This is a genomic window from Amycolatopsis sp. NPDC051758, from assembly GCF_044453095.1.
Lineage (GTDB): Bacteria > Actinomycetota > Actinomycetes > Mycobacteriales > Pseudonocardiaceae > Amycolatopsis.
Map to the genome: position 1 here is coordinate 235,803 of NZ_JBITCJ010000005.1, position 18,892 is coordinate 254,694.

General features: G+C 71.9%; 13 protein-coding genes. 10 read left to right on the forward strand and 3 right to left on the reverse strand.

Translation table 11 applies throughout. From position 1 onward, the window contains the following. Positions 1 to 12: 12 nt before the first annotated feature. Positions 13 to 2,370, reverse strand: coding sequence for a penicillin acylase family protein (locus ACIA5G_RS24515; protein WP_395926982.1), 2,358 nt, complete (start codon positions 2,368 to 2,370; stop codon positions 13 to 15). A 168-nt stretch (positions 2,371 to 2,538) separates the two neighbouring features. On the opposite strand from ACIA5G_RS24515, the gene mdlC reads away from it, so the two are divergent. Further along, positions 2,539 to 4,125 (forward strand): benzoylformate decarboxylase, encoded by a 1,587-nt coding sequence (mdlC, locus tag ACIA5G_RS24520; protein WP_395926984.1) that lies wholly within the window; start codon positions 2,539 to 2,541, stop codon positions 4,123 to 4,125. 85 nt (positions 4,126 to 4,210) lie between these two features. Here mdlC and ACIA5G_RS24525 read toward each other — a convergent pair whose 3' ends face one another. Then, positions 4,211 to 5,218, reverse strand: a complete 1,008-nt coding sequence (locus ACIA5G_RS24525) for an ABC transporter substrate-binding protein (RefSeq protein WP_395926986.1) — start codon at positions 5,216 to 5,218, stop codon at positions 4,211 to 4,213. 445 nt (positions 5,219 to 5,663) lie between these two features. Here ACIA5G_RS24525 and ndk point away from each other — a divergent pair, with 445 nt between their 5' ends. The 6 genes from ndk (at position 5,664) to ACIA5G_RS24555 (ending at position 13,084) form a co-directional block, all read left to right on the forward strand. Next, the gene (gene ndk / locus ACIA5G_RS24530; RefSeq protein WP_323336022.1) at positions 5,664 to 6,074 is read left to right on the forward strand and encodes a nucleoside-diphosphate kinase; all 411 of its coding nucleotides are present in this window, start codon (positions 5,664 to 5,666) and stop codon (positions 6,072 to 6,074) included. 96 nt (positions 6,075 to 6,170) lie between these two features. After that, entirely contained in the window at positions 6,171 to 6,893 is a 723-nt protein-coding gene (locus ACIA5G_RS24535; protein ID WP_395926989.1) for a maleylpyruvate isomerase family mycothiol-dependent enzyme, read from the forward strand. A gap of 113 nt (positions 6,894 to 7,006) precedes the next feature. Beyond that, positions 7,007 to 10,351 carry a phosphodiester glycosidase family protein gene (locus tag ACIA5G_RS24540; RefSeq protein ID WP_395926991.1) on the forward strand — a complete coding sequence of 1,115 codons (3,345 nt, stop codon included), beginning with the start codon at positions 7,007 to 7,009 and terminating at the stop codon, positions 10,349 to 10,351. Between the two features lie 41 nt (positions 10,352 to 10,392). Further along, complete coding sequence (locus ACIA5G_RS24545) at positions 10,393 to 11,337, forward strand: ABC transporter ATP-binding protein (protein ID WP_395926993.1); 945 nt, start codon at positions 10,393 to 10,395, stop codon at positions 11,335 to 11,337. Between the two features lie 110 nt (positions 11,338 to 11,447). Continuing rightward, positions 11,448 to 12,254, forward strand: coding sequence for an ABC transporter permease (locus tag ACIA5G_RS24550; RefSeq protein WP_395926995.1), 807 nt, complete (start codon positions 11,448 to 11,450; stop codon positions 12,252 to 12,254). Further along, on the forward strand, positions 12,254 to 13,084 hold the full coding sequence (locus ACIA5G_RS24555; protein WP_395926997.1) for an ABC transporter permease: 831 nt from the start codon (positions 12,254 to 12,256) through the stop codon (positions 13,082 to 13,084). The genes ACIA5G_RS24550 and ACIA5G_RS24555 overlap by 1 nt, the downstream gene beginning before the upstream one ends. Before the next feature lie 102 nt (positions 13,085 to 13,186). On the opposite strand, the gene ACIA5G_RS24560 is transcribed toward ACIA5G_RS24555, so the two are convergent. Further along, the gene (locus ACIA5G_RS24560; protein ID WP_395926999.1) at positions 13,187 to 14,605 is read right to left on the reverse strand and encodes a S8 family peptidase; all 1,419 of its coding nucleotides are present in this window, start codon (positions 14,603 to 14,605) and stop codon (positions 13,187 to 13,189) included. 535 nt (positions 14,606 to 15,140) lie between these two features. Here ACIA5G_RS24560 and ACIA5G_RS24565 point away from each other — a divergent pair. From ACIA5G_RS24565 to rpmA, 3 genes are all read left to right on the forward strand, one after another. Further along, positions 15,141 to 18,113 (forward strand): translation initiation factor IF-2 N-terminal domain-containing protein, encoded by a 2,973-nt coding sequence (locus ACIA5G_RS24565; RefSeq protein WP_395927001.1) that lies wholly within the window; start codon positions 15,141 to 15,143, stop codon positions 18,111 to 18,113. Positions 18,114 to 18,274: 161 nt separating this feature from the next. After that, positions 18,275 to 18,589 carry a 50S ribosomal protein L21 gene (gene rplU / locus ACIA5G_RS24570; protein ID WP_003067132.1) on the forward strand — a complete coding sequence of 105 codons (315 nt, stop codon included), beginning with the start codon at positions 18,275 to 18,277 and terminating at the stop codon, positions 18,587 to 18,589. Between the two features lie 43 nt (positions 18,590 to 18,632). Further along, positions 18,633 to 18,890, forward strand: a complete 258-nt coding sequence (rpmA, locus tag ACIA5G_RS24575) for a 50S ribosomal protein L27 (RefSeq protein WP_364008655.1) — start codon at positions 18,633 to 18,635, stop codon at positions 18,888 to 18,890. Positions 18,891 to 18,892 lie beyond the last annotated feature (2 nt).

Below are 18,892 nucleotides of genomic sequence, written 5' to 3' on the forward strand. Positions count from 1 at the left end.
TCCGCCGGGAACTCAGCGCAGGACGACGATCCGCAGCGCGGGGGAGCGCAGGATGTCGGCTTCGCAGAAGCGTTCCTTCACCCACTCACCACGGCTGTAGAGCTTCGTCTGGTCGCTGAAGTATGGCGACTTCGGGTTGGCCGACTGCGAATACGTCAGCAACGTCGAGGAGTCCGGGCACGCCCGCCCGCGGAAGCCGACCACCTGGATGTAGCTGGACCCGTGCTGGATGTCGACAACCCCGCGCGACGGGTCCCACAGCGGCGTCATCACGTTGAGGACGCCGAGCTGCCCCGGCCCGCCGTGGATCGGGATGCGCTCACCGTTGCGGGTGACCGCCTGGCCGTCACGCAGCGGCGCATCCGCCGGCAGGCCCGCCTTGCGCAGGTCGGCCAGGGCGTCCCCGAACGCCTGCCGCACACCGGGATCCGCCGTGTTGAGCGTGTTCGGCGTGGTGACGGGCGCCTTCGGGTCGAACGGCACCGCGAAGCGCGCCGGCACCCCGCCGAGCCGGGCCCCGAACCGGTGGAACAGCAGCGAACCCCGGCTGTCGAGCGAGTAGGTGTGATCCCAGCTCGCCAGCGCGCCGCACGCGGGCCCCACCGGCTCCGGGCCGGACGACGAGGGCGCCTGCCCGCCGGGGAACGACGCGCACAGCTTCGCCAGGTCCGCCGCCATCAGGTCGGCGACCAGGCTGTGGTCGGCGAAGAGCGTCTTCTTCATCGAGTCCGTCGTGAACCCGCCCTGTTCCGCGGTGAGCAGCGCTTCCCGGGTCCGCGGGTTGCGTTCGGTGCCGATGTCGCCGACGATCCGCGGGTAGCCCGTGATCGGGTTCTTCGCGTTCGCCAGCCACGCGCTGTCGTTGGTGTTCAGTTCGTAGTCACGGCTTTGCTGCTGCGGCAGCCGTGACGGCGCGAAGATGCCCGGCTCGATCGCGCCGGGGTCGGAACCCCAGTTGCACGCCGACTTCGCACCGTCCAAAATGGCCAGTCCCACGTCGGGGAACGTCTGCTGCCCCAAGGGGGTTCCGCAGGTCTTCGCCAGCTCGTCGGTGACGTGCGGGACGACCTGGACGTCGGAGTAGAGCGCGTTGCCCGCCCGGTCGGTGGCGATCGTGTTCACCCACGGGACCCCCTGGGTGCGGCTGAGCGCCCGCGAGATGTCGGCCGTGCTGCGCGCCTGGTCGAGCTCGAACCAGGTGTTCAGCCCGCGCAGGTTGGTGGCGTTGGCGTCCCGCACCGCGTACGCCGACTTCGCCGACCACGGCAGCGGAATGCCCTGGAAGTCACCGATCACCGGCCCGTAGCGGGTCGACCAGAACGTCCGGCGCACCGGTTTCACCGAGCCGTCGGCCTGGCGGACCTGAACGGTGACGTCGCGGGACTCCATCTTCTCCGGCTTGCCGTCGACGAGGTAGGTCGTCGGATCGCCCGCCTGCAGGGGCACTTCGAAGAAGCCGAACGTGACCGGGGTGGACACCGTGTGCGTCCACGCCGCGTCCGCGGTGTGCCCGATCTGGACGAACGGCATGCCGAGCAGGCTCGCGCCCGCGACGTCGAACTTCCCGGGGATGGTCAGCTGGCTCTGCCAGAACCGGCGGCCGGCCTGCCACGGGTAGTGCGGGTTGCCGAGCAGCACGCTGCCCTGGCCCGCCTTGGTCGAGTCCGCGCCGATCGCGATGCCGTTGCTGCCGAGACCGCTGCCGCCCAGCGCCTGCCGGACACTCGCCGAGAGCTGCCCGGCCGTGCCCGGAGCCGGTGTTGCGCCGGACGGCGGCGCCGTGAAGAGGCTTTCGGTGACGACGCCCTGCCCGCCGGTGATCGCGATGGCGTAGTAGTGCCGGTAGAAGTCCTGCTCGGTGATCGGCCGGACCCAGGCGGCACCGCGGCAGGCGGGGTCGGAGATCCCGGACCGGCCGGTGCGCGCGAGGTAGGCGTTGAAGCCGTGGACGTAGCCGGAGACGATCTCGCGGACCTCTCGGCGCGGCCCTTGCGGCGCGGGTTGCGCGACCAGCTTGTCGACGACCCGGGAGTCGTTGATCTGCTGGAAGAACAGGTCGCTGTGCAGGTTGCTCTCCGCTTCGGACAGCGACGGGTAACCGCCGCCCTCCGGGCCGAGGTACTTCGACCGCTGCGCGCTCACCGTCAGGTAGATGTTCGCGAGCTCGCAGACGTTGTCGGTCGCCGCCGCGAAGCCGTAGCCGTAACCGAGGCCGGCGAAGTCCTTCGCGACGATGTGCGGGATGCCGTGTTCGGTGTAGCGGAGGACGGCTTTGCCGCCGTCCTGTCCGGCCTCGGCAACACCGACGCCGAGCGTGGCGACGGTGAGTGCCGCTGTCAGCACCGCCAAGGTTTTCCTGAATGGACTCATCTGACCCCCTTGTCGTGACCGCCACGCTACCGACGGCGACGCCCTCGGACATGGGGGAAATCCCCCGGGATCCGCACGGATCCGGCGGCGTGGATCGCCCGGCCACCGGGGACGAGAGCGGCCCTTTGGAGGCTTTCCTTCGCAAGGCTAAGCGTTAGTCTGTAGGGCATGATCAAGCGCACGGTCCTCGACGCCACCCGTGAACTCCTCCGCGAACTCGGCCTCACCACGGTGTTCGGCAACCCCGGCACCACCGAGGTCCCGTTCCTGACCGACTGGCCGGACGACTTCGACTACGTCCTGGGACTGCAGGAGTCCGCCGTCGTGGCGATGGCCGATGCCTACTCCCAGGCGACGCGGCAGGCGGTGCTCGTCAACCTGCACTCCGCGGGCGGGGTGGGGCACGGGCTCGGCAGTCTCGTCACCGCGTACCGCAACCGGACGCCGCTCATCGTCGTCGCCGGCCAGCAGAACCGCGCCCTGCTGCCGCACGATCCCTTCCTCGGCGCCATCGACGCCGCCGAATTCCCCAAGCCGTACGTGAAGTGGGCGATCGAACCCGCCTCCGCCGAGGACGTCCCGGCCGCGCTCGCGCGGGCCTACCACGTCGCGACGCAGGCGCCGTCCGGTCCGGTCTTCGTGTCCGTCCCGGCCGACGACTGGACCGCCACCACCGAACGCCCGATCGTCTCCCGGCCGCGGATCCGTGGCTACGCACCGGATCCCGAAGCCGTCACCGAGCTCGCCGCCGCGCTGGAAGCCGCCGAACGGCCGGCCATCGTCGTCGGCAGCGCCGTCGACCAGGACGGCGCGGTCGCGGAGACCGTCGCCCTCGCCGAGCGCATCCAGGCCGGCGTGCTGGTCGCGCCGATGTCCTCCCGCTGCTCGTTCCCCGAGGACCACCGCCTGTTCCAGGGTTTCCTCGAGCCCGAACGCGGCGCCATCTCGGACAAGCTGGCCGCGTACGACCTCGTCGTCGTGCTGGGGGCGCCGGCCTTCACCTACCACGTCGACCGCGGCCGCGGGGAAGCTCCGCTGCCGCCGCTGTTCGTCGTCAGCGACGACGAGCAGATCCTCGCGCGTGCCTTCGAAGGCACCGGCATCCGCGCCACGCCGAAGCTCGGCATCCGCGCGATCACCGACGCCGTGGGCGAGACGAGCCGGCCGGGGCCCGCGCCGCTGGAGCGTCCCGCGAAGCCGAGCGGTGCTGCGCTGACCGGCGACTTCGTCTACTCGACGCTCGCGGACCTGTTGCCGGACAACGCGATCGTCGTCGAGGAGGCGCCCAGCCACCGCGGCGTCCTGCACGACCACCTGCCGATCACCTCGACCGACACGGGTTTCCTGACCGTCGCCAGCGGCACGCTCGGGTACGGCGTCCCGGGCGCGGTCGGCTCGGCGCTCGCCCGGCCGGACCGCAAGGTGGTCGGCGTGATCGGCGACGGCTCCAGCATGTACGGCATCCAGGCCCTCTGGACGGCCGCGCGCCAGGAGCTCCCGGTGACGATCCTGATCCTGGACAACACGGAGTACGCGGCGGTCCGCATCTTCGGTGAGTCGATCGACGGCGGGAAGCTGCCGGGCACCGCGCTGGGCGGCATCAACTTCGCCGCGCTGGCGTCGAGCATGGGCTGTCAGGGTGTGACGATCACGGAGCCGGCCGGTCTGGTCCCCGGCCTGACGGCGGCGTTGGCCGACCCGCGCCCGACCCTGGTGCACATCCGCGTCACCTCGGCGGAGAAGTCGCTGTACTGACCCGGAAACCGAAAGGGCCGGCCCGGCCGACGACCTCCCGAGCGGGAGGAAGTCGGCCGGGCCGGCCCTTTCCGGTGGAGCTACCTCAGTTGGTCGTCTGCGGAGCGATCATCGACGCGGCGTCGACGGGGCTCGTGATCGCGCCCATCTGGAGCATCAGGTCGGGCACGCGCTGGAGGCGCCGGGCATCCAGCTTGGCGACGAAGGCAGGCAGGTTGAGCAGCTTCGCGGTGCCTTCGTCGATCTTGGCGTACTTGACCAGGATCGGCTCGATCTTGGACCGGTCGTTGGTCGTGTCGCTGCTGGCCTTCGCCATCGCGCGCTGGAAGGCGGCGAGGGTCTTCGGGTTCGCCTGCACCCACTTCCTGGTCGAGGCATAACCCGACAGCGGGAAGTCCTGGGTGGCGCCGGTGTTGACGTCGACGACCGGGATCGCGCCCGCGGTCTTGGCGGCCTGCGAGAGGAACGGCTCGGGCAGCAGGGCCGCGTCGACCTGACCGCTCGCCAGTGCGGCCGCGACGTTCGGGAACGGCATCTGGACCCAGTTCACCTTGTCGATGTTGACCCCGTGGTCCTTCATCTGAGACTTGGCCAGCAGGTCGCTCGCCGTGTTCTTGGCGGTCATCGAGATCCGCTTGCCGTCGAGGTCGTTGATCGTCTTCACCGGCGAGTTCGGCACCGTGACGATCGCGACGGACTTGGAGCTGACCGAGGTCGCGTCCGAGACGAACTGCAGGTCGGCCGCGCCCGTGCTCTTCGCGACGAAGAACGGCATGTAGCTCGAGATCGCGATGTCGGCTTCGCCGGAAATCGCCTTGGTCATCGCCGCCTGGCCGCTCGCGGCCGTGACGGCCTCCACCTCGAGGCCTTCGGCCTTGAAGTAGCCGCCCTCCTGGGCGAGCCACAGCGGAACGGTGTCGACGGTGGGCAGGATCGCGACCTTGATCTTCGTCTTCTCCAGGGCGCCCCCCGTCGACGAGGTGTTCGAGCTGTCCGAGCCGAGGGCGCTGCAGCCGGTGAGGGCGGTGGCGGCTGCGACGGTGAGGGCGAGCCCGAGCGCGGCGCGGCGAGTGCGAACCCGGCCCCTGCTCATGGCGTTTCCAAGCAAGGCCTGCTCCTTGAAGAAAGTGGCGGTGGTGTACCGATATCGAATGGGGAGTGCGTGACTCGATCTCCGGAGTCACGCGGGCCACTGTAGAGAAGGTGACGGGTTGCTCACAACGGGTGTGATCAATACTCAACCGGGTGACACGCGTCACTTTTTGGCCCACTGGCCTAGACCCGCTCCGCTACTTGCCGTAGTGGGATTACCCAGTGTAGGGCCTGGATCTTGAATTCGAGACACTGATGGCCGAACGGCGGGTTACGCGCTCACCCGCGCATGGTGTCGCCGAAGGTGGTTCAACCGGACATTTCGCCGGACGCTTTCGGTTCACCGCGCGCGCTGCCCGGTTGGTGACCACGACCACCGGGCACGCTCAGGCGGTCGGCTAGGCTCCGCGCACCGACAAACCACCGCAACAAGGAGAAAAACCGTCGTGACTGAACGCACGCTGGTCCTGGTCAAGCCCGATGGTGTCGCGCGCGGCCTCGTCGGCGAGGTCGTCTCGCGGATCGAGCGCAAGGGCCTCAAGCTCGTCGCCCTCGAGCTGCGCACCGTGCCCCAGGCCCTCGCCGAGGAGCACTACGCCGAGCACAAGGAGCGTTCGTTCTTCGGCGAGCTGCTGGAGTTCATCACCTCGGGCCCGCTGGTCGCGCTCGCCGTCGAGGGCCCGCGCGCCATCCCGGCGTTCCGCCAGCTCGCCGGCGGCACCGACCCGGTCGAGAAGGCCACCCCGGGCACCATCCGCGGCGACTTCGCGCTGGAGACCCAGTACAACCTGGTCCACGGCTCGGACTCGCCGGAGTCGGCCGAGCGCGAGCTGAAGCTCTGGTTCCCCGACCTGTGAGCACCGCCCGGGGCCACGCCCGCGCGTGGCCCCGGTTCCCTTCGGTGACATCCGGGGCTTCGCCGCCCAAACCCCGTTGAAGCTGTCGGAGGATCCGTGACGACGATGCCGTTCCCGGCCCGCCGCTACCTCCCCGCGCTGCGGGAGCTGACCGGCCGGTTCGCCGAGGTGCTGCGCACGACCGACGGGTCCGCACCGGTGCGGGACTGCGGCACCTGGACGCTCGCCGACCTCGGCACGCACCTCGGGAACGTGCACCGCTGGGCCACTTCCGTCGTCGTCACCGGCGACTCACAACGGCAGAGCTTCACCGACGGCCCCGGCGGCGACCTGGCCTCCTGGTACGCCGAAAGCGCGCACGACCTCCTGACCGCGCTGGAAGCCGCGAACCCCGATGACCGCTGCTGGCACTTCGGCGGCGCGGAGAAGACCAAGGCGTTCTGGTACCGCCGCCAGGTCCACGAAACCGCCGTCCACCTCGCCGACGCACACGGCGCCGCCGGCACGGGCTGCACGCTCGATCCGGCCGTGGCCGCCGACGGCGTCGACGAGGTCCTGGGCACCCTCCTGCCGCGCGTGACGCGCTGGCACCCCGTGCCGCAGCTGCCCGGCCCGGTTTCCTTGCACGCCACCGACACCGGCGACGTTTGGACCGTCCACCCGGGGGAGCCGCCGGCGCTGGGCCCAGCCGCGGAAAGCGCGACGGTCGAGGGGCCCGCTCAGGACCTCCTGCTGCGCCTGTGGAAGCGCACCGGCCCGGCGCCGCGCGCCGAGGGTGCCGCGGCGACCGCGTTGCTCGCAGCCCCGCTCACCCCCTGACCCGGTAGCTGTTCTAGACCATTCAGGCGGCGTTCACCGGGAAGCCTTCCCCCGGCCGTGCCGCTGCGCTGTGCTGGTCCGGCTCACGCGCTCACTCGATACTGGGGTACCTGGTGAAGAAGTCCCGTTTTGTGCTGCCGGGCGCGCTCGCCGCGCTGTTCGCGACGACGCTCGTCGTCCCCGCCCACGCCGATCCCCTCGCGGCGCCGCTCGGCACCCCGCCGGTCGAGGCCGCGCCCGCCGCGTCGTCGGCCCACGAGGGCCCGGCCGCCTTCGCCACCGCGGATCCCGACGACGGGCTCGTCACCGCCAGCGCGACCACCGAGGTCGCGCCCGGGCTCGGCCTGACCCAGTTCGACCGCTTCGACCCGGCCGGCTGGATCCGCGGAGACACCCTCACGATCGACCTGGGCAGCAAGGTGCTCAGGCCGAGCTATCTCAGCCCGGGCACGGTTTCCGCGCGCACACCGCTCTCGCAGCAGGTCGCGCGGGCGGGCGCGGTCGCCGGGGTGAACGGCGACTTCTTCGACATCAACGCCACCGGCGCGCCGATCGGCGTCGGCATCGACCACGGGCAGCTGCAGACCGCGCCCGCCGCCGGGCACAACCTCACCGCGTCGATCACCGACGAGGGCAAGGCCCGGCTCGCCGAGGTCTTCCTCGAAGCCACCGTGACGCTGCCCGGCGGCACTGTGCAGGCGACTAACTTCAACAGCCCGGTCCTCGGCCGCGACGCGATCGGCGTCTACACGCCGTTGTGGGGCGCCTCGGCCCGCGCGACGTCGGTGGCGGGCGCGTCCCGGGTGCTCGAAGTCGAGCTGCGCGACGGCGTGGTCACGGGTGTGCGCCCGCAGCCCGCGGACGGCCCGATCGCGGCGGGGACGACGGTGCTCCTGGCGCGCGAAGCCGGCGCGGACGCGCTCGCCGCGCTGAAGCCGGGTGACGCGGTCGGCGTCACCTACGCGCCGCGCACGGACGCGGGAAAGATCGCGGTCGCGGTGGGCGGCAACGAAGTCCTGCTGCGCGACGGTGTGGTGCAGCCCGTCGACAACGTCGCCATGCACCCGCGGACCGCGGTCGGGTTCTCCGCCGACGGCCGGCGGATGTGGCTGGCCACTGTGGACGGTCGCCAGGCCGACAGCCGCGGGATGACCGAGCTCGAACTGGCGCGCCACATGAAGAGCCTCGGCGCCGACGACGCGATCAACCTCGACGGCGGCGGCTCGTCGACGCTGCTGGCGCGCAACGAGGGTGAATCCGCGCCGAGCGTCCGGAACTCGCCGTCCGACGGTGGGGAACGCCTGGTGCCCAACGGGATCGGCGTCACGACCGTGCCCGGCAGCGGCAAGCTCACCGGCTTCGCCCCGGCCCCCGCGGTCACGACCGCCGACGCGAACCGCGTCCTGACCGGCCTGACCCGGCGCCTGGTCGCCGACGGCCACGACGAGACCGGCGCGGCGGTGGCCGCCGACCCGCGCTGGAGCTCCTCCGATCCCCGGCGCGCCGCGGTCACGCACGGAGTCGTCACCGGCCACGGCAAGGGCAGCGTCGACGTCGTCGCGAAGTCCGGCCGCGCCTCGGGGAAGACGACGCTTTCTGTGCTGGGCAAGCCGGTCCGGCTCGGCACGAGCACCGAGCAGGTCGCGCTGTCGGGCGCCGGCGCCCGGAGCACGTTCAAGGTCTACGGCTACGACGACGACGGTTACGGCACCTGGCTGGAGCCCGACGACGTCAAGCTCGGCTACGACCACTCGGTGGTGCGGGTCGAGCCGTCGGGGGACGGGTACACCGTGACGGCGCTGACCGCGTCCGGCGCCACCGCGATCACCGCGACCGCGGCGGGCTTCACCACGCACCTCGCCGCTTCGGTGGGCACCGTGCCGCAGGTCGTCTCCCCGCTGGACGGTCCGGCGGGCTGGACGGCGACGGTGTTCCCGGCGGTCGTCGGCGCGGCGCTGTCCGCGGCGCCGGGCCGTGACGGCGGCCAGGGCCTCGCGCTGGACTACCGGCTCACCGGCACCAACGCCACCCGCGCCGCCTACGTCACGCCGGCCGCGGCGCTGCCGGTGCCGTCCGGCACCCAGAAGATCGGGCTCTGGGTCAACGGCGACGGTAAGGGCGCGTGGTTGCGCGCGGAGCTGCGGGACGCGGCGAACGTCCCGTCCGTCGTGGACCTTTCGCTGAGCGTCGACTGGACGGGCTGGCGGTACGTCACCGCCGCCGTGCCGGCCGGGCTGCCCGACGGCCAGCGCTTGACGCGCTTCTACGCCGTCGAGAACGTGCCGGACCAGCAGTACGAAGGCCACCTCGTGTTCGACGACCTGACCTTCGAGGTGGCGCCGACCACGGCGGTGCCGGCGGATCCGGCGCCGCACGACCCGGCGCTGGTCACCGACGGCACCCTCGCCGGCGGCCTGCGGGTCGCGGTGGTCAGCGACGCGCAGTTCACCGCGGACGACCCGGCCGGTCCGCTGGTCGCGCAGGCCCGGCGGGCGCTGCGGGAAGCCGTCGCGGCGAAGCCGGACCTGGTGCTGCTCAACGGCGACTTCGTCGACCGCGGCACCGCGCCCGACTTCGCCCTGGCCAAGCAGGTGATCACCGACGAGCTCGACGGCAAGGTGCCCTGGTACTACGTGCCCGGCAACCACGAAGCCGAGGCGGGCAACGGGCTCGCCAACTTCCAGGCCGTCTTCGGGGACACCCACCGGGTCGTCGACGTGCACGGCATCCGCCTGGTGCTGCTGGACTCCTCCCGCGGTTCGCTGCGGGCCGGCGGGTTCGACCAGGTCCGGATGCTGCGCTCGGCGCTCGACTCGGCTGCGCGGGACCGGTCCGTGCGCGGGGTCGTCGTCGCCATGCACCACCCGGTGCAGGATCCCAGCCCCACCGGGAACTCCCAGCTCGGCGACCGCAAGGAGGCCGCGCTGCTGACCCAGTGGCTCACCGGCTTCGAGCAGACCTCGGGCAAGCCCGCCGCCGCGATCGCCTCGCACGCCGGCGTGTTTTCGCTCTCCCGTGTCGACGGGGTGCCGTACCTGGTCAACGGCAACTCGGGCAAGGCGCCCGCGGCCGCGCCCGGCGACGGCGGGTTCGTCGGTTGGACGCTGGTGCGCGTCGACCCGGCCGACCGCGCGCAGCCGGTGCGGTTCGAGACGCGGCCGAACGTCGATTCGCTGACCGTTTCCGGGCCCGCGTCACTGGCCCGCGGCGAACGCGCAGTGGTCCGCGCTTCCGTTCGGCAGAGCACCCGGGACGTGCCGGTGTCCTACCCGGTGAGCGCGGACTGGACGGGCTCGTGGGGCACGCACATCGCCGGCGCGTGGCCGCCGGCGCCGTGGGACGTCGCGTCGTTCGACCCGGCTTCCGGCGTGCTGACGGCGTTGCGGCCGGGTGTCGCGCGGCTGTCGGTCACCGTCAACGGGGTGACACGCACGCTGGTCGTCACCGTGCGCGGCTAAACCGTTCGGTTTTTGTCGGTGCCCGGTCCTATGGTCGGGGTGTGGACGAATCGGAGGACCGGGAACCGGCACTCGTGCAGGCCAAGGCCCTGGTGAAGCGCTTCGGCGAGTTCGAGGCGGTGCGCGGGATCGACGTCGAGGTGCGGCGCGGGGAGGCGTTCGGCTTCCTCGGCCCGAACGGCGCCGGGAAGTCGTCGACGATGCGGATGATCGCGTGCGTGTCGCCGCGCACCGACGGTGACCTGCGGGTGCTGGGGCTGGACCCGGAGCTCGCCGGGCCGCGGATCCGCGCGCGCCTCGGTGTGGTGCCGCAGCTGGACAACCTGGACGTCGAGCTGACCGTCCGGGAGAACCTGCTGATCTACGGCCGCTACTTCGGGCTGTCGCGCGCGGCGGCCCGGCGCAAGGCGGACGAGCTGCTGGAGTTCGCGCAGCTCGGCGACCGGGCGGCCGACAAGGTGGACCCGCTGTCGGGCGGCATGAAGCGCCGGCTGACGATCGCACGTTCGCTGGTCAACGACCCGGAACTGCTGCTGCTCGACGAGCCGACGACGGGGCTCGACCCGCAGGCCCGCCACCTGCTGTGGGACCGCCTGTTCCGGCTCAAGGAGCAGGGCACCACGCTGATCGTCACCACGCACTACATGGACGAGGCGGAGCAGCTGTGCGACCGCCTGGTCGTGATGGACCACGGCCGGATCGCGGCGGAGGGGTCGCCTTCGGAGCTGATCAGCCGGTATTCGACACGGGAGGTCGTGGAACTGCGGTTCCCGGTGGGGCAGCAGGTGGCCGCGGCCCAGCAGGTCGAGGGGCTCGCCGAGCGCGTGGAGGTGCTGCCGGACCGCGTGCTGCTCTACAGCAACGACGGCGAGGACACCCTGGAGCACGCGCACTCGCGCGGGGTGCGGCCGTTGTCGAGCCTGGTGCGGCGCAGTTCCCTGGAGGACGTGTTCCTCCGCCTGACCGGCCGGACCTTGGTGGACTGACTCGGGATGAGGAAGCACCATGCTCGCGGAAAGCGCTCGCCGATGACCCTCGTCAGGGTGTCCGGCGGGAGCGCAGCCCCCGCACCCCGCCCGGGGGCCGGGAGGCGACCATGACCACCGTCGAATCCACCGGCCGCGTCGTCGGCAGCTGGCACGGCGCCTGGCTGCGCGTCGAAGGGTATTGGACCTGGTACCGGCGCCACTGGCTGTCCACTTTGTACTCCACCGGGCTGCAGCCGGTGCTGTTCCTCGCCGCGATGGGCCTCGGCTTCGGCTCGCAGGTGCGACCGGGCGCGGTCACCGGCGGGCTGTCGTACCTGCAGTACATCGCGCCGGCGCTGCTGGCCGCCGGCGCCGCGCAGCAGGCGGTCGGCGAGTCGAGCTACCCGGTGCTGTCCGGGTTCAAGTGGCAGAAGGACTACCTGGCTGTCACGGCCACGCCGGTGTCGCCGGGCCAGGTGCTCGGTGGCCACCTGATCTGGACGACCCTGCGGCTGACGCTCGCCGGCGCGATCTACGCGTTCGTCGCGCTGTTCTTCGGCGCCTGGACCGGTCCCGGCGTGCTGCTGGTGATCCTCGTCGGCACGGTCACCGGGCTCGCCTGCGCCACGCCGATCACCGCACTGGCGGCCCGGACGTTCGACGAGGGCCAGCGCTTCGGGCTGATCTTCCGCTTCGTCGTCATGCCGATGACGCTGTTCTCCGGCACGTTCTTCCCGATCTCGCAGCTGCCGGGCGCCATCCGCTGGCTGGCCTGGCTTTCCCCGCTGTGGCACGGCACGCAGCTGGCCCGCGGCGCGAGCGTCGGGGGAGTCGGCGGCTGGGCGATGCTCGGCCACTTCGCGGTGCTCGCGGCGTTGTTCGCGGCCGGGTGGGCGGTCGCGCACCGGGCCTTCTACCGGAGGCTGATGGAGTGATGGTGAGCGTCCAAGCTCCCCCGGCGCGGGCCGGGCTGCTGCTGCGGATCCTGCCGCCCGGGTTGTACGCGGGCCGCGCCCGCATGCTCGTCGAGCGGTCGGTGCGCGTGAGCCGCAACAACTGGGCGATCTTCGTCTCCGGCGCGGCCGAGCCGTTCCTCTACCTGGTGGCTTTCCAGCTGGGGTTCGGCAAGCTGGTCACCGAGGTCGCGGGTCCGGACGGCCGCCCGATGAGCTACGTCGCGTTCGTGGCGCCGGCGCTGCTGGCGACGTCGGCGATGAACGGCGCGGTGTACGAGTCGACGTACAACCTGTTCTTCAAGCTGCGCTACGCGAAGCTGTACGACGCGATGCTGGCCACGCCGATCGGCCCGCTGGACGTGGCGCTCGGCGAGATCGGCTGGGCGATGATGCGCGGCGGCCTCTACGCGGTGGCGTTCCTCGCGATCGCGGCGGCGATGGGGCTGCTGGCGTCGTGGTGGGCACTGCTGATGGTCCCGGCGGCGCTGCTGGTGGGGCTGGCCTTCTCGGCGATCGGCATGGCCCTGGTGACGTTCCTGCGCTCGACGGCCCAGTTCGACTACATCCAGCTGGTGCTGACCCCGATGTTCCTGTTCGCGACGACGTTCTTCCCGCTGTCGGTGTACTCGGAGCCGGTGCAGTGGGTGGTCCGCTGCCTCCCGCTGTACCACGCGATCGAGCTGATGCGCGGCCTCGCGACCGGCCTGCTCTCGCCGTCGATGCTCGGCAACCTGGCGTACCTGCTGGTGCTGGGAGCAGTGGGCATGTGGGCCTCGACCCGCCGGATCGCAAAGCTCCTCCTGACCTGACCGCCCCGTGTCGTCCGCCCAGTCACGCGAGTTCCGCCTCTGATCACGCGAGTTCCGTCCCGGATCACGCCGGATCCGGCTTCGATCACAAGCCGACGACACTCACCTGGCCGGATCAGGCCGTCCCAGCGGTGCCACCGCGGCCCGCGCGTCCACCATCCCGTGCCCGTAGAACCCGTTGAACCCCTCGTACCCGGCGCAATACGCGTCCTGGAGCCCGTCCCCGGTGAGGTCGTAGTCGGCCGGGCAGGCCATCGCCATCGCCTGCGCGTCCAGCTTCCGGCGAAGCTGGCGTGGCCCGGCCTCCCGCGACGCGGACGCCAGCAGCGCCAGCACCCCGGTCACGTGCGGCGCGGCCATCGACGTCCCGCACAGCGGCGCGTACCCGCCGGGCACCGTCGACAGCACGCACTCGCCCGCCTCCCCGCCCGGCGCGGTGACGTCGATCACGCCGAGCCCGTACGAGCTGTACCCCGCCTTCACCCGGTCCGAGCCGACGGCGGACACCGCGACGACGTCCCGCAGCGCGGCCGGCAGGGCTTCGCAGCCGGTGCCCGCCCCCGGCGAGCCGGATCGCGCGGACGGCGTCAGGTCGACGGCTTCGTTGGTCGCCGCCGCGACGTTCAGCGTGCCGGCCGAAGTGCTGTACTCGACCGCGCGCGCCAGTGCCTCGTGCACCACCCCGCGGTCGTTGCCGCGGATGCACGACAGCGTCCACGGGTTCACGAAGAAACTGCTGTTCGTCAGCCGCATGTGCCGGGAAGCCGCCCACATCAGCCCGCACACCGCGGCTTCGGGGTCGGCGTAACCACGGTCGTCGATCACCTTCACCGACGCGACGCGCACGCCGGGCGCCACGCCCGTCACCCCGTGCCCGTCGTCGGCCGCGGCGATGATGCCCGCGACGTGCGTGCCGTGCACCGACGTCGTCGGCGCCCAGGCCGTCGGCGACCGGTCGGGGGCGCCGGTCAGGCAGCCGGCGGAGTCGTCGGGGTCGAGGGCGCCGCTCAGGTCCGGGTGGGCCGGGTCGATGCCGGAGTCGAGCACGCCGACGACGACGTCACGGCTGCCGTCAGAGAACCCGCGGCCCGCGTTGATCATCCGCATGTCCCACTGCTTCGAGGTCAGGTCGGCGGTGGGCACCTTCGCGGGATCGGTGACGGCCAGCGTTGCCCGCGCGGGCTGCGGTTTGACCTCGGTGACACGCTGCGCGGCCAGCCGGCCGGCCTGGGCGCTGAACGCCCGGTCGAGCCCGATCCGGTCGCCGAACCCGGGGTCGCCCGAGGTGGCGACCGCCACGGCGATCTGCGGGTAGTAGACGGTGGTGGCCCCGCAGGCGCCGGTGAGCTGCGCCCGGGCGGCAGCCTCGGTCGTGCCGCGGTCGAAGGTGACGACGTAGCGCAGGCTCCGGCCGTGGGCGCAACCGAGCTCGTCGGCCACCGCCGGACCGGCGGTGACGCATCCCGAAAGCACCAGGACGGTGCACACGGCCGCCCGTAGCGGCCGCGCCAGCAGGGACACCGGACCTCCCACCGGATGCAGGAACCGCGGGTGCCGGCGCGCGAGATCCCGGTCACCCCGAGCCGCACGGTAGCCACCCCGTGCCCGGCGGACAAGCGATCCGGCCAATATCCCCCGGCCGGTGGGTCCCGCGGCGCGCCCGGCGGCATGGGCGGAGGTACCGAGTACAACGGAGGAGTCACCCGGTGTGGGATACTCGGGGAGGCCACCGGGCCGCGGGGCGCACGTGAGAGGTGCTGCCTGCGGTGTTGTGGCCCGGTGATGTGCGTGAACTCCCGCGACGCGTCGCCGCCTGGAAGCGGGCGGCTGGACGACGTGGCGGGTGGCCCGGGGGTCGAGAGAGCCTGGCCACGCACGCCGCCGAGCAGACCTTTGACCGGGTTGCGCCGCCGGATGCGGTGGTGCGGCGCCCGGTCGTCGGGCCAGGATTCCCGCCGCTGGTGACCACCACGGCGGAACGAACAGAAAGGGGCCCCTGCGCGGCCGCGTCCCTGCCGGTGCAACCGGCAGACGCGCCCGGGGGCGGAGGAGACACATGTCGAACGCGGAAACACCCGCCGAGCACACCGGCGGGAATCCCGCCACACCCCCGACCGGCCCGCTGGCCGACCTGCCCGCCCGGATCCGCGTGCACGCGCTGGCCAAGCTGCTCGAGTCGCACAGCCGGGACGTCCTCGCGAAGCTGGCCGAACTGGGCGAAAGCGTCCGCAGCGCGCAGTCGAGCGTGACCAGGGACGTGGCACTCAAGGTCGCCGAAGCTTTCTCCGGCGGAGACGTCGAGGCAGCCCCGGCCAAGACCGAGCCGGAGCCCCAGCGCTCCGCCGCTCCGGCGGTGCCCGAGGTCCCGGCCGCCGAGGCCGAGAAGCCGCGGCCGCGGCAGAAGACCCGCGCGCACCTGCCGGTGTTCGCCGCGCCGTCGCCGGTCTTCCTGCCGCCCGAGCCCGCCGCGACCAAGCCGGCGCGCAAGCCGGCCGACCCGTTCGCGGAGCCGCCGGCCCCGGTGAAGAAGCAGCAGCCCGAGCCCGAGGTCGCCGAGGAAGAGGAGGCCGAAGACACCACGCCGGCCACCGACTCCGGTGACGACGACGGTGACGACGCCAACAGCCGCCGTCGCCGCCGCCGTGGCCGTCGCGGCCGTGGCCGGGGCAAGGGCGCCGACGGCAGCGACGAGAACGAGGGTGACGACGCCCAGGCCGAAGAGGAGCAGCAGCAGCCCGCGCGGCGCCGCTCCCGCAACGGCAACGCCGACGAAAAGCCCGCGAAGGACGAATCGGACGCCGCTGAAGAGCCGGAAAACGACGACTCCGAAAACGACGGTGACAACGACGGTGAAGGCGGCAGCAAGCGCCGTCGCCGCCGCCGTCGCCGCAAGGGCTCGGACGGCGACGACGCCGGGGACTCCGGCACCGACGACCCGCCCAACACCGTCACCCACGTCCGCCAGGCCAAGGCCGAGCAGGCCGAACGCGCCGAGCGTGAGCGCCCGGCGCGCGACGAGGTGCGCAGCGTCCGCGGCTCGACGCGCCTGGAGGCCAAGCGCCAGCGCCGCCGCGACGGCCGTGAGGCGGGCCGCCGCCGCGCCCCGATCCTGTCCGAGGCCGAGTTCCTGGCCCGCCGGGAGTCGGTCGAGCGCACGATGGTCGTCCTCGAGAAGGGCGACGCGACGCAGATCGCCGTGCTCGAGGACGGCGTGCTGGTCGAGCACTTCGTGACGCAGTCGGGCTCCGGCTCGATCGTCGGCAACGTCTACCTCGGCCGCGTCCAGAACGTGCTGCCGAGCATGGAGGCCGCGTTCATCGACATCGGCCGTGGCCGCAACGCCGTGCTCTACGCCGGTGAGGTCGACTGGGACGCCGCCGGCCTGGAGGGCAAGGCCCGCAAGATCGAGCAGGCGCTGTCCACCGGCGACTCCGTGCTGGTCCAGGTCACGAAGGACCCGGTCGGGCACAAGGGTGCCCGGCTGACCACGCAGATCTCGCTGCCCGGCCGCTTCCTGGTGTACGTGCCCGCGGGCGGCGCCACCGGCATCTCCCGCAAGCTGCCGGAGAACGAGCGCCGCCGGCTCAAGGACATCCTCAAGCGGATCGTCCCGGAGGACGCGGGTGTCATCATCCGCACCGCCTCCGAGGGCATCGGCGAAGAGGAGCTCGGCCGCGACGTCGACCGCCTGAAGGCGCAGTGGGACGTCATCAAGGAGAAGGCCGACGCCGGCTCCGGCCGCAAGGGCGGCGCGCCGACCATGCTCTACGAAGAGCCGGACCTGCTGGTCAAGGTCGTGCGTGACCTGTTCACCGAGGACTTCGCGAAGCTCGAGATCCAGGGCAACCGGTCGTGGGAGACCATCAACGACTACGTCAGCAACGTCGCGCCGGAGCTGGCCGAGCGGCTCAAGCGCTACACCGGCACCGGTGACGCGTTCGCCGACCACCGGATCGACGAGCAGATCACCAAGGCGCTCGACCGCAAGGTCTGGCTGCCGTCGGGCGGTTACCTGGTCATCGACCGCACCGAGGCGATGACGGTGATCGACGTCAACACCGGCAAGTTCACCGGTTCGGGTGGCAACCTCGAGGAGACGGTGACCCGCAACAACCTGGAGTCGGCGGAGGAGATCGTCCGCCAGCTCCGGCTGCGGGACATCGGCGGCATCATCGTGATCGACTTCATCGACATGGTGCTCGAGTCCAACCGCGAGCTGGTGCTGCGCCGCCTCACCGAGTGCCTCGGCCGCGACCGCACACGCCACCAGGTCGCCGAGGTCACCTCGCTCGGCCTGGTGCAGATGACCCGCAAGAAGATCGGCACCGGCCTGCTGGAGGCGTTCTCGACGCCGTGCGAGCACTGCAAGGGCCGGGGCGTGCTCGTCTCGACCGAGGTGCAGCGCACCGGTGGCGGCGCGCACTCCCACGGCGGGAACGGCAACGGCGGTGGTGGCAACGGCGGCGGCAACGGCGGCGGCGGGGAGAAGAGCTCCCGCCGGTCGCGGGGCCGCGGCAAGGGCGAGGAGGCCGCCAAGGAGCAGGCCGAAGCCGCCAAGGCCGAGGTCCACGCCGTCCCGCCGCCCGAGCAGCGCGCGTCGGTCGCGTCCGCGGTGGCGGCGATGGCGAACGCTTCGAAGGCCGCCAAGGAGCAGCCGCACGAGCACGGTGCCCTGAACGGCAACGGGCCCGTCCCCGAGGTGACCGACACGGCGGAGGCCGGCCAGGCCACCGAGGTGCCGCAGTCGGCCGCTCCGGCTCCGGAGCCCGCCAAGGAGGTCGCGGGCACCCCCGTGACCACCGAAGCGGACGAGACGCCGGTGCCGCAGGAAGAGCCGTCCGTCGAGCGTTCCTCGGCGCCGGAGCCGGTGGAAGAGCCGGTCAACGAGTCTTCGGAGGCCGCCGAGCCGGTCGCCGAACCCGAGGTCAGCGTGCCCGAACCGGCCGTGCGCTCCACCCGGCGCCGTCCGCGCCGGGCCGCGTCGCGGCCGGCGGGCCCGCCGGTGCACGCCTCGGATCAGAGCAAGTGAACAACTAGGGGACCCCGGTGGTAACGCACCGGGGCACCCCACGTAACCTGTAGTACGGCCTGCCACCAGAGCAGGTCGCTGCGCGAGTTCAGGACCGCCTTCCCGGAGGTGGGCCGATCGTGCGGGCCCCCACCCATTGTCGAGTAATGCAGGAGACTTCCGTGTCGGCGTACGCGATCGTCAAGACCGGCGGCAAGCAGTACAAGGTTGCCGTCGGCGACGTGGTCGAGGTCGAGAAGCTCGAGGGCGAGCCGGGCACCGAGCACATTCTCCCCGCCGTTTTGTACGTCGACGGTGGCGATGTCACCACGGACGCCGACGCGCTGGCGAAGGTCTCGGTCACCGGCAAGGTCGTCGAGCAGACCAAGGGTCCGAAGATCCGGATCCACAAGTTCAAGAACAAGACGGGCTACCACAAGCGTCAGGGTCACCGGCAGAAGCTGACCCGCGTCGAGGTCACCGCCATCTCGCTGTAAAGAACTTCTCCGGATCTTCGTAAGACTGAAAGAGGATTGAGCTATGGCTCACAAGAAGGGTGCGTCCAGCTCCCGCAACGGTCGTGACTCGAACGCGCAGCGCCTCGGCGTCAAGCGCTTCGGCGGCCAGCAGGTCAACGCCGGCGAGATCCTGATCCGCCAGCGTGGCACCAAGTTCCACCCCGGCGTGAACGTCGGCCGTGGCGGCGACGACACGCTGTTCGCGCTGGCCACCGGTGCGGTCCAGTTCGGCGAGAAGCGTGGCCGCAAGACGGTCAACATCGTGCCGTCCGAAGTCTGAGT

Bases quoted from the DNA above. Each gene is read 5' to 3' on its own strand.
- ACIA5G_RS24515 (WP_395926982.1), bottom strand. From the start codon at position 2,370: ATGAGTCCATTCAGGAAAACCTTGGCGGTGCTGACAGCGGCACTCACC.
- mdlC (WP_395926984.1), top strand. From the start codon at position 2,539: ATGATCAAGCGCACGGTCCTCGACGCCACCCGTGAACTCCTCCGCGAA.
- ACIA5G_RS24525 (WP_395926986.1), bottom strand. From the start codon at position 5,218: ATGAGCAGGGGCCGGGTTCGCACTCGCCGCGCCGCGCTCGGGCTCGCC.
- ACIA5G_RS24550 (WP_395926995.1), top strand. From the start codon at position 11,448: ATGACCACCGTCGAATCCACCGGCCGCGTCGTCGGCAGCTGGCACGGC.
- ACIA5G_RS24555 (WP_395926997.1), top strand. From the start codon at position 12,254: ATGGTGAGCGTCCAAGCTCCCCCGGCGCGGGCCGGGCTGCTGCTGCGG.
- ACIA5G_RS24565 (WP_395927001.1), top strand. From the start codon at position 15,141: ATGTCGAACGCGGAAACACCCGCCGAGCACACCGGCGGGAATCCCGCC.
- rpmA (WP_364008655.1), top strand. From the start codon at position 18,633: ATGGCTCACAAGAAGGGTGCGTCCAGCTCCCGCAACGGTCGTGACTCG.